At 40.8% G+C, this 11,853-nt stretch carries 7 protein-coding genes; all 7 read left to right on the top strand.

Annotated elements, in window-relative coordinates:
- The first annotated feature begins 3 nt into the window (after nt 1-3).
- The gene (locus ACS125_RS02375) at nt 4-531 is read left to right on the top strand and encodes a pilus assembly protein PilP (RefSeq protein WP_004789813.1); all 528 of its coding nucleotides are present in this window, start codon (nt 4-6) and stop codon (nt 529-531) included.
- Between the two features lie 62 nt (nt 532-593).
- Nucleotides 594-2,759 (top strand): type IV pilus secretin PilQ, encoded by a 2,166-nt coding sequence (gene pilQ, locus ACS125_RS02370; RefSeq protein WP_443270332.1) that lies wholly within the window; start codon nt 594-596, stop codon nt 2,757-2,759.
- Between the two features lie 11 nt (nt 2,760-2,770).
- Nucleotides 2,771-3,340, top strand: coding sequence for a shikimate kinase AroK (aroK, locus tag ACS125_RS02365; RefSeq protein WP_004789808.1), 570 nt, complete (start codon nt 2,771-2,773; stop codon nt 3,338-3,340).
- 28 nt (nt 3,341-3,368) lie between these two features.
- The gene (aroB, locus tag ACS125_RS02360) at nt 3,369-4,451 is read left to right on the top strand and encodes a 3-dehydroquinate synthase (protein WP_353155720.1); all 1,083 of its coding nucleotides are present in this window, start codon (nt 3,369-3,371) and stop codon (nt 4,449-4,451) included.
- Between the two features lie 16 nt (nt 4,452-4,467).
- Nucleotides 4,468-5,346, top strand: a complete 879-nt coding sequence (locus ACS125_RS02355) for a hypothetical protein (protein ID WP_443270329.1) — start codon at nt 4,468-4,470, stop codon at nt 5,344-5,346.
- Between the two features lie 461 nt (nt 5,347-5,807).
- Nucleotides 5,808-10,283, top strand: coding sequence for a glutamate synthase large subunit (gltB, locus tag ACS125_RS02350; RefSeq protein WP_174727850.1), 4,476 nt, complete (start codon nt 5,808-5,810; stop codon nt 10,281-10,283).
- A gap of 69 nt (nt 10,284-10,352) precedes the next feature.
- Complete coding sequence (locus ACS125_RS02345) at nt 10,353-11,774, top strand: FAD-dependent oxidoreductase (protein WP_151963858.1); 1,422 nt, start codon at nt 10,353-10,355, stop codon at nt 11,772-11,774.
- Nucleotides 11,775-11,853: the final 79 nt, after the last annotated feature.

The following is an 11,853-nucleotide window of genomic DNA, read 5'->3' as shown; positions in this document are numbered from 1 at the left end:
ACAATGAAACTTAAGCAAATTTCTTTTTCTATTTTGGCATGTTTAGTTTTAGTTGGATGTGACTCGAGAATTGATGCTGTAAATCAGCAAATGGCAAATATACGTAATCAGCCACCACAGCCGATAGATCCAGCACCTGTTTTCACGCCTGTGCCACAATTTAACTATGCGGCTCATCAGCTAAAGAGTCCATTTTTACCAAGCTCACTTGCTGCTGAGCTCAAAATTATGGCAGGAAAACGGGTATATCCAAATTTCTCACGTGCACCTCAGCCTCTAGAAAGTTATGCATTAGAATCCTTAAACATGAAAGGAAGCATGCGTAATAACCGTGGGCAAGTATTGGCTCTTATCCAATCACCCGATCAGCAAATTGAACGGGTACAGGTGGGGAACTATATCGGGATGAACCAAGGGCGTATTACCCATATTGGTCCAACCCAGATTGATCTGGTGGAGATTGTCCCTGATGGGCGCGAAGGCTATGTGGAGAGACCAAGAACCTTAGTGTTAATTGGACCCGCACCCTAAAATTTAGGGAATAACAAAGAAAAAGTATTTTTAAAGATTATTTAATTGGGGATGGTCAGACAATGAATCACGTATTCCGTCAGTTTTCTATGGGGGCTGTAGCCATTGCACTTATGCAGGTTGCCTCTGCACAGGTCAGCATGACCAATATTGTACCAACGCAAATTGCAGGTCAGGGTACAGAAATTCGAGTTATGTTTAATGGTTTGCCACCACAACCACAGGCATATCAACTTGAAAATCCTTCACGTTTGATTTTAGATTTTAATAAAGCTCAGCAGACTTTAACACAGTCAAAAGTGGCAATTGGTACAAATGAAGCAAGCTCAGTTGATGTAAGTTCTGATGATCAGCGCTCACGTTTAACTGTAAATTTAAAAGAGGCAGGTGCGTTTACAACGCGTATTGAAGGCAATACTTTTATTCTAAAGATTAATTCAGCTCAAGCTGTAACCAAACCCGTACCAACAAGTGTCGTGCAACCCCAAGGTGTTTCAAATATTGGTTTCCAGCGCGGTAGTCAAGGTGAAGGTCTTATTGTTATTGACTTGCTGGGAAGTAATACCCCTGTTGATGTTCAGCAACAAGGTAGCAAAGTCGTAGTGAGAACTCTGGGCTCTAAAATTCCCACACATTTAGCTAAACGTTTAAATGTGAATGATTTTGCAACTCCTGTTTCTACCATTGAATCTTATAACGAAAAAGGCAATGGCGTTATTACGATTCAATCTACTGGTAGCTATGAATATATGGCTTATCAAGCGGAAAATAAACTCACCATTAGCTTAAAGCGTCCTCAGGATAAAAACGTAACTTCTTTATATAAGACACCTAATTACTCTGGTAATAAGCTTTCTCTTGATTTCCAAGATATTGAAGTCCGTCGCGTTTTACAATTACTTGCCGATTTTACTGGCATTAATATGGTAGCCGCTGATAGTGTTCAGGGTAATATTACTTTGCGCTTGAAAGATGTTCCGTGGGATCAGGCACTTGATATTATTCTAAAGACTAAAAATCTGGATAAACGTAGAAATGGTAACGTTATTTGGATTGCGCCTGTTGCGGAATTGATTAAGGCTGAAGAAGAAGAAGCAAAAGCTGTCGCACAGAGTGTCAAACTGGCTCCCTTACAAACTGAGTATATTCAACTTAAATATGCTAAAGCTGGTGATATTATGGGTTTAATTACTCAAGGTTCAAATAATGGCAATGGTTTGCAGCATACTTCGGGTGGAGGTACTTCAACTTCTACTAACTTAAATACGGGTGTTGATAGTTTAGGGAATAACGTAGGAAGTTTATTGAGTCCACGTGGAACAATTACTCAAGATGATCGCACCAATACCTTGATTATTAACGATACAGCTCAGTCGATTGATCAAATTCGTAAAATGATTGATTTACTAGATGTGCAAGTTAAGCAAGTCATGGTTGAGGCACGTATTGTTAGAGCATCTACTTCTTTTACCAAAGAGCTTGGCGTTAAGTGGGGGATCTTATCTCAAGGAATTACCAATAATAATAACTTGCTGGTTGGTGGTAGTGAAACAACTTTATGGAATTTACGAGAACCCAAAAAAGATGAGACTACGGGAGGATATAAATACACGATTGAACGTCCAGATAACTTAAATGTCGATTTAGGGGTAACCAATCCGGCTGGAAGTATTGCCTTTGGTTTAATTAGTATGTCTGATTTTATGCTTGATCTTGAACTTTCCGCATTACAAGCCGATGGCTATGGTGAGGTTATTTCTACACCTAAAGTGATGACAGCAGATAAACAACCAGCGAAAGTTGCGACAGGTCAGCAGGTCCCTTATCAGACCACGACTAATTCCGCTGCGGGTGCTACAGCAAGTACATCATTTAAAGATGCGCTGCTAAGCCTAAACGTAACACCAAGTATTACGCCTGACGGTAAGATCCAAATGAAATTAGATATTTCGAAAGATTCCGTTGCTGGTGCTGCTCCTAATGGAGAGTTAATTTTAAATAAAAATCAGATTAACACCAATGTGCTGGTTAATGACGGTGAAACAGTCATTTTAGGGGGGGTGTTTGAGCAGACTACAATTAACTCACAAACTAAGGTTCCTTTCTTTGGTGATATTCCAGTACTTGGGCATTTATTTAGAAAAGATGTGAAATCTGATGATAAACAAGAGTTACTGATTTTCGTTACTCCACGAATTGTTAATGACACTTTGGTGAGAAATCATTAATATATTTTTTAATGAAAGCAATTGAAATAGGTGGCGCCTTGCCAAGCAAAGCGTTTGAAACCCTGCCAAATATTTATTTGGTGGGGCCCATGGGGGCAGGAAAAACAACCGTTGGACGTCATTTAGCCGAAATATTAGGGCGTGAATTTTTAGATAGTGATCATGAAATTGAACGCAAAACAGGGGCTACTATTCCTTGGATTTTTGAAAAAGAAGGGGAATTCGGATTTCGTGCTCGTGAAACCATAGTGTTGAATGAGTTAACTTCCCGTAAGGCTTTGGTTTTGGCAACAGGCGGTGGTGCGATTACTCAAGCACCCAATCGTGAGTTTCTAAAGCAGCGTGGTATAGTTGTTTATCTTTACACTCCTGTGGAACTACAATTACAACGAACTTATCGCGATAAAAACAGACCTCTATTACAAGTTGAAAACCCTGAACAAAAATTGCGAGATTTGTTAAAAATACGTGATCCTTTATATCGTGAAGTTGCTCATTACACGATTGAAACCAATCAGGGTGCTGCACGCGATCTTGCTCAAAAGATTCTGCAACTTATTTTGTCTAACACGCTAAAATAGCCAAACTTACTCGTGGTTTAATAAACTCATGCAAACTTTACATGTTGAATTAGGCGAACGCCGTTATCCTATTTTTATTGGCAGTCAACTTGATCCTAAACAGTTGCTTGAACCTTATATTCATGGTCAACAGGTCATGATTGTGAGTAACGAAACGGTCGCACCTTTATATTTATCTCACTATCAAGACGCATTAAAAAGTTTGGGTAAAACTGTAGCTACATGTATTTTGCCCGATGGTGAAAAATATAAAGATATTCAACATTTAAATTTAATTTTTGATGCACTCCTTGAAGCTGGTTTTAACCGAGATTGTACGGTTTTAGCTTTAGGTGGCGGTGTTATTGGTGATATGGCTGGCTTTGCATCAGCATGTTTTCAGCGTGGTGTTTATTTTGTTCAGGTTCCAACTACGCTTCTTTCACAAGTAGATTCAAGTGTAGGCGGTAAAACTGGTATTAATCACCCACTGGGTAAAAACATGCTTGGTGCATTTCAGCAACCTCAAGTTGTTTTGGCTGATATGGCTCAACTCAATACTTTGCCGGATCGAGAGTTGTCTGCTGGATTATCAGAAGTCATTAAATATGCCTTGTTAGGTGATGCTGACTTTCTTGTTTGGTTAGAGCAAAATATGGATGGGTTAATTGGACGAGATGCTGACCTTTTAGCAGAAGCTGTTTACCGTTCATGTGCTCATAAAGCCCGTATTGTTGCAAACGATGAAAAAGAGCAAGGCGAAAGAGCCTTACTCAACTTAGGTCATACTTTTGGTCATGCGATTGAATCTTACTTAGGTTATGGAAATTGGTTGCACGGTGAAGCAGTAGCTACAGGCATGGTCATGGCAGCGGATTTATCACAACGTTTAGGTTGGATTTCAAGCGATGATGTAGAGCGTACAAAAAAAATTATTCAACGCGCTAATTTGCCGATATCATGTCCGAAAATTCCATTGGATGAATTCCTTGGATATATGGCTCATGATAAAAAAGTCCTCAATGGTCAATTACGCTTAGTGTTGTTAAAGCAACTTGGACGAGCAGTAATTACTAAAGACTTTGATGTTGAACTCATGAAACAAGCTATTTTGGCAAATCAACACGGATAATAAATTAAGGTAACACATGACTGTATCACGTACACTTTGGCAGAATGTTCAACAATATATCTGGTTGGTGGGTGGTATCGTCTGCTTGTTTCTCGCTTTTCTTTTCTGGGTCATGACCGATAGTAAGAAGCTGGTTGAAGTTGAAAAATCGACTGATTCAGATACGCCAGTGCAAATTCAACCAGAAAAAGTAGCAACAACTGCTAATTTAGGGGCTTTAGCTGATGAAGTTAGGCCTCTTGATTTAACGACTCGTACGGTTGCTTCAGGTCAGCATGAGGCAGAGTTCCGCGGTACAAAATTTATTAACGAAAACAAGAAACAGTGGACGCTTGAGCTATTTCGTGCATCTGACGAAGATATTATTAAAAACTTTTTAAAAAATCGTACTGATCGTAATAAATTTATCTATTTCCGTTTAAGCGGAGATAAGCAATCTGAACAATATGTATTGAGCTATGGTGTATTTAAACGTTCTGAAGATGCGATTCAAGAATTAACTCAACTGAATCTTGATTTGCCTGAGTCAATCAAACCTCAACCACAACAATTTTCAACCTATGCATCATTAGTAAATGATTTAGGGGCGGACGAAATGAAAGGTGGGATGAGTCAAACTTATGAAGTGCGATTACGTCCAGCCGCATTGCCTAAAATTGATGAGTCTTTGCTCATGGGTGCAGGTGTAAACGGTGCGATAAGTACGCAGCCGAAAGTGACTGCTCCAACAACGAATTCTACAACTCGGACAACTATTATTCGTCGGGATGCTGAGGGTAATGTTGTGGATGTACACCAGTCCAATTCTACAGATGCCTCTAAAAAGGTTCAACAAAATCGTGAAATTGAAGCCCCTTCTAAAAATGCAACAAATGAGGGCACAAGAGGGAACTAAGGATAAGAATAATGTGCACAAATATAGTGCAATAACAAAAGATATATATAATTTTTGATCAAGTGTGGTGCATATTTGGTCATTTATTAAAATGATAGCCTGAATAAAACTGATCTATTTTTAAGAAATATAAACACTTAAGCTAAGAAAATTATATTGGCATAGTTTTTGCTTTATTCTTGTGCTTATTAATGTACTGCTAACTATTTTGGCGCTCTAAAGAGTGAAGTCTATGCAGAGTCGTGGGGTCGAGCTGCTTTAAAAGAGTGCGAAATAAGTCAAAACATTTTTCTAGCAAAAACCAGTGTACGTAAAAATGGAACAGCGTATATTGGCTTATCAGCCCAAAATTTTTTTTTGCGAAACATTGAGCTAACTATCGTCCGTAGGCAATATCGCAGAAATAAGTTGTTTGTTTGACGCTCGAAAGAGCCTTATTGAAAGAAGGGTACGCTATGCACATGCCATCGCCTAATACTGTAGCTCCCGCTCAAGGTTTATATCAACCTGATGAGTTTAAGGATAACTGTGGTTTTGGACTGATTGCCCATATGAAGGGTGAATCAAGTCATCATCTTGTAGAAACCGCGATTCACAGTTTAAGTTGCATGACGCACCGTGGTGGTATTGCCGCAGATGGCAAGACGGGAGATGGTTGCGGCTTATTATTGGCGATGCCAAAGCAATTTTTCCGTGATGAAGCAAAAAAACTAAGCGATATTACACTTAGCGAAGTTTTTGCTGTAGGAACGGTATTTTTAAATGTCGATCCGGCATTAGCACAGCACTCTAAAAATATTTTAACTAAAGAAATTGAGGCTGATGGCTTACGCGTATTGGCTTGGCGTGTTGTCCCTACAAATAACGATGCACTAGGTGAAATTGCACTTCAATCTTTACCTGCTTTTGAACAGGTCATTGTGAACTGTCCAATGGGTGTAACTGAAGTTGAGTTTAACCGTAAACTATTCTTGGCACGTCGTCGTGCAGAACAACAATTACAAAATGATCCATCATTCTATGTGACTACGCTTTGTTCGACAGTAATTAGCTATAAAGGCTTGATGATGCCGGCTGCGATTGCTGAGTTCTATACAGACTTAGCAGATGAGCGTTTAAAATCACATATCGTGGTATTCCACCAACGTTTCTCGACCAACACTTTACCGCGTTGGCCTTTGGCGCAGCCATTCCGTTACCTTGCGCATAATGGTGAAATCAATACTATTACAGCAAACCGTAACTGGGCATTAGCGCGTACGCCTAAATTTGAAAATCCATTGTTACCGGGCTTAACTGAGCTTAATCCGATTGTGAACCGTACTGGTTCAGACTCTTCAAGCTTAGATAACATGCTTGAGATCTTGGTGGGTGGTGGTATGGATTTATTCCGTGCGTTACGTATGCTCGTACCACCAGCTTGGCAAAACGTTGAAACTTTGGATGCAGACTTACGTGCATTCTATGAGTTCAACTCTAAGCATATGGAAGCTTGGGATGGTCCAGCAGGTTTAGTAATTCAAGATGGTCGTCATGCCATCTGTATGCTTGACCGTAATGGTTTACGTCCTGCACGTTGGGTCATTACCAAAAATGATTACATCACCTTGGCATCTGAAATTGGTGTTTGGGGTTATGAACCTGAAGATGTTATTTCTAAAGGTCGCGTAGGCCCTGGCCAAATTTTAGTAGTTGATACTTTAACTGGCAAAGTACTTGATACAAAAGATGTAAATACACATCTTAAAAACATGCGTCCGTACCGTGAATGGTTGCGTGATCATGCAATTCGCTTAAATGCTAATCCTGAACTTGAAGAACAATTAGTTGATCAAGGCTTAACTGGTGATGCTTTAAAAGCAGCTCAAAAAATGTTTATGGTGACATTTGAAGAGCGCGACCAGTTGTTGCGTCCGATTGCTGAAAGTGGTCAGGAAGCTGTAGGTTCAATGGGTGATGATACGCCAATGGCTGTATTGTCTCGTCAAGTACGCCATGTGACTGATTATTTCCGTCAACAATTTGCGCAAGTAACAAACCCGCCAATTGACCCGTTACGTGAATCGATTGTAATGTCGCTCGAAACCTGTTTAGGCCGTGAGCAGAATGTATTTGAGCAGGGGCCAGAGCACGCAGATCGACTCATTATTTCGAGTCCTGTTCTGTCTAACTCAAAAATACAGCAAATTCGTACTATTGATCGTGCAGGCTATGAGTCTGTTGACATCAATTTAAACTATGCTGAAGAAGAAGGTTTGCAAGCTGCGATTACACGCATTTGTGAAGAAGCAGCACAAGCTGTTCGTGATGGTAAAACCTTAATTATTTTAACTGACAAAAATATTCGTCAAGGTTTTTTACCTGCAAATGCAGCACTTGCAACAGGTGCGGTACACCATTACCTCATTAAGACGGGTTTGCGTACTGATGCAAACATTTTGGTTGAAACTGGTTTTGCACGTGATCCACACCAATTTGCGGTATTACTTGGTTTTGGTGCTACAGCAGTTTATCCATACCTTGCATATGACGTAATTAATGATTTGATTGCGAAAGGTGAGCTTTTAGGTGATCCAATCCATGCTCAGGCGAACTTCCGTAAAGGTATTGAGAAAGGCTTATTAAAAGTTCTTTCAAAAATGGGTATCTCTACAGTTGCTTCGTATCGTGGTGGTCAGCTTTTTGAAGCAGTGGGTTTATCATCTGAAGTTGTAGATCAGTGCTTCTTGGGTGTTCCAAGTCGTATTCAGGGTGCAACATTTGTTGATCTTGAAAAAGACCAGAAAAAATTAGCTGCTACAGCATGGTCAAATCGTAAACCAATTGATCAAGGTGGTCTGCTTAAATTTGTGTTTGATAAAGAGTATCACGCGTTTAACCCAGATGTGATTAACTCATTACACAAAGCGGTTCGCTCTGGTAAATACGAACACTTTAAAGAATATGCTGAGTTGGTAAATAACCGTCCAGTAGCGACTATTCGTGACTTATTCAAGTTAAAAACAACGAATTCGATTCCAGTTGAGCAAGTTGAATCAGTTGAAGAGATCTTGCCTCGTTTTGACTCGGCAGGTATGTCTTTAGGTGCTCTTTCTCCAGAAGCACATGAAGCAATTGCAATCGCGATGAATACAATTGGTGGTCGTTCAAACTCTGGTGAGGGTGGTGAAGATCCTGTTCGCTACGGCACAATTCGTAACTCGAAAATCAAACAGATCGCATCTGGTCGTTTTGGTGTAACACCTGCGTACCTAACTTCTGCTGAAGTATTGCAAATTAAAGTTGCTCAAGGTGCAAAACCAGGTGAAGGCGGTCAGTTACCGGGCGGTAAAGTAAATGGCTTAATTGCACGTTTACGTTACTCTGTACCGGGTGTAACGCTGATTTCACCTCCACCACATCACGATATTTACTCAATTGAAGATTTGTCTCAGTTAATTTTTGACTTGAAACAAGTTAACCCGAAAGCAATGGTGTCAGTAAAACTGGTATCTGAACCGGGTGTGGGTACAATTGCCGCAGGTGTTGCTAAGGCATATGCAGACTTCATTACCATTTCTGGTTATGACGGTGGTACTGCTGCATCTCCACTTTCATCAATTCATCATGCGGGTTCTCCATGGGAGTTAGGTTTAAGTGAAGCGCATCAAGCACTGCGTGTAAACGACTTACGTGGCAAAGTACGTGTACAAACTGACGGTGGCTTAAAAACCGGTCTTGATGTGATCAAGGCAGCAATTTTGGGTGCTGAGAGCTTTGGTTTTGGTTCAACACCAATGATTGCGTTAGGTTGTAAATATCTACGTATTTGCCACTTGAATAACTGTGCGACTGGTGTTGCAACTCAACAAGATCACTTACGTCAAGAGCACTATATTGGCGAGCCAGAAATGCTCATCAATTTCTTCCATTTCATTGCGGAAGAAACACGTGAATGGTTGGCAGCATTAGGTGTGTCTTCATTGAAAGACTTGATCGGTCGTGTTGATTTACTCGAAGTATTGCCGGGTGAAACTGAAAAACATGCTCATCTTGATTTAAGTGCATTGTTAACTTCTCATCCATCTGCTGACGGTAAAGCACAGTATTGTGAAGTACAAGGGAACGCACCATTTGATAAAGGTGTGTTAGCTGAGAAAATGGTTGCTGAAATGCTTCCTGCAATTGAATCAAGTGCAGGTGGTCAGTTCAACTTCAATGTTGTGAACTGTGACCGTTCGATCGGTGCTCGTGTGTCAGGTGAAATTGCTCGTCGCTATGGCAATTTAGGCATGGAAGTACACCCAGTTGTGATGAACTTAACTGGTACAGCTGGTCAGTCACTTGGTGTATGGAACGCGGGTGGTTTACACATCCGTCTTGAAGGTGATGCAAACGACTATGTGGGTAAAGGTATGGCAGGTGGTCGTATCTCAATCTTCCCACCAAAAGGTTCACCTTTCCAAACTCAAAACACAGCAATTATTGGTAATACCTGTTTGTATGGCGCAACTGGCGGTAAGCTTTTTGCAGCGGGTACAGCGGGTGAGCGTTTTGCAGTTCGTAACTCTGGTGCGTTTGCTGTAATTGAAGGTGCTGGCGATCACTGCTGTGAATATATGACAGGTGGTGTTGTGACTGTACTTGGTAAAGTAGGCCATAACTTTGGCGCAGGCATGACCGGTGGTTTTGCTTATGTACTTGACCTTGACAATGACTTCGTAGATTACTACAACCACGAATTGATTGATTTAAATCGTATTTCAACAGAATCTATGGAAGATCATAAAGAGTTCTTGTTGCGTATTATCGATGAGCATATTAAAGAAACAGGTAGTGCCTGGGCTTATAAGATCCGCAATGAGTTCGATTTCTACAGCCGTAAATTCTGGCTTGTGAAACCAAAGGCTGCTAATTTACAAACGCTTTTGAAAACAACACAAGCTGATCCACAATAATTCCACGACTGCAACGACATAGGCAGGTGCGGACAACAGTGAAAACCGCGCCTACCCACGGAGAGAGACATGGCAGAACGCCTAAATAATGACTTTCAATTTCTGGATGTAGCACGCCAAGATCCAGAGAAAAAAGATATTACTGTCCGCAAAGCAGAATTTGTGGAAATTTATAAGCCTTTTACATCGGAAACTGTCACTAATCAGACTCACCGTTGTTTAGGTTGTGGTAACCCATATTGCGAATGGAAATGTCCTGTACATAACTACATTCCAAACTGGTTAAAACTCATCGCTGAAGGCCAAATTTTCCAAGCTGCTGAGCTTTGTCATCAAACGAATACACTACCTGAGGTATGTGGTCGCGTATGTCCACAAGACCGTTTGTGTGAAGGTGCTTGTACCTTAAACGATGGTTTTGGTGCAGTAACCATTGGTAATGCTGAAAAATATATCAACGATACAGCCTTTGCTTTGGGCTGGCGTCCAGATATGTCAGGCGTGAAATGGACTGACAAAAAAGTTGCCATTATTGGGGCTGGTCCTGCTGGTTTAGGCTGTGCAGATATTCTAGCTCGCGGTGGTGTTAAACCAGTTGTATTCGATAAGCGTCCTGAAATTGGTGGCTTACTTACATTTGGTATTCCAGAATTTAAAATGGAAAAAGATGTGATGAAACGCCGCCGTGAAATTTTCACAGGTATGGGCATCGAATTCCGTTTGAATACTGAAATTGGTACAGATGTAACCATTGATGAATTACTTGCAGAATATGATGCGGTGTTCATGGGTATGGGAACTTATACCTACATGAAGGGTGGTTTCCCGGGTGAAGATCTTAATGGTGTTTATGATGCTCTTGATTTCCTAATCTCTAATGTGAACCGCTGTCAAGGTTGGGAAAAAGATCCAAGTGAGTACATCAGCTTAGATGGTAAAAAGGTGATTGTACTTGGTGGTGGTGATACAGCGATGGACTGTAACCGTACTTCATTACGTCAAGGCGCTCATGATGTAACGTGTGCATACCGTCGTGATGAAAGCAACATGCCAGGTTCTGCACGTGAAGTAAAAAATGCCTATGAAGAGGGTGTAAAATTCCTATTCAATCGTCAACCGATCGAAATCATTGGTGAAAATGGCAAAGTGACAGGCGTAAAAGTGGTAACGACACAAATGGGTGAACCAGATAGTCGTGGCCGTCGTAGTCCTGAACCAGTTCCAGGTTCTGAAGAAGTATTACCAGCTGATGCAGTTTTACTTGCATTCGGTTTCCGCCCAAGCCCAGCGGATTGGTTTGGTAACGCGAATATTAATCTTGATGGTTCAGGCCGTGTTGTTGCAGCTGAAAAACAAGAATTCAAATTCCAGACATCAAACCCGAAAATCTTTGCTGGTGGTGATATGGTGCGTGGCTCAGACCTAGTTGTGACAGCGATCTGGGAAGGCCGTCAAGCTGCTGAAGGCATTTTGGATTACCTAGGTGTTTAATGAATTAATTTGTTAAAACACTCAAAAAAGCCTACATCAAGTAGGCTTTTTTATTGACTACCATTAGTCACTTTGATGT

The sequence above is a fragment of the Acinetobacter sp. PFS20 genome (assembly GCF_052261015.1).
Taxonomy (GTDB): domain Bacteria; phylum Pseudomonadota; class Gammaproteobacteria; order Pseudomonadales; family Moraxellaceae; genus Acinetobacter.
The sequence above is the reverse complement of the archived record's forward strand: the minus strand, read 5'-3'. Positions and strand labels throughout refer to the sequence as shown.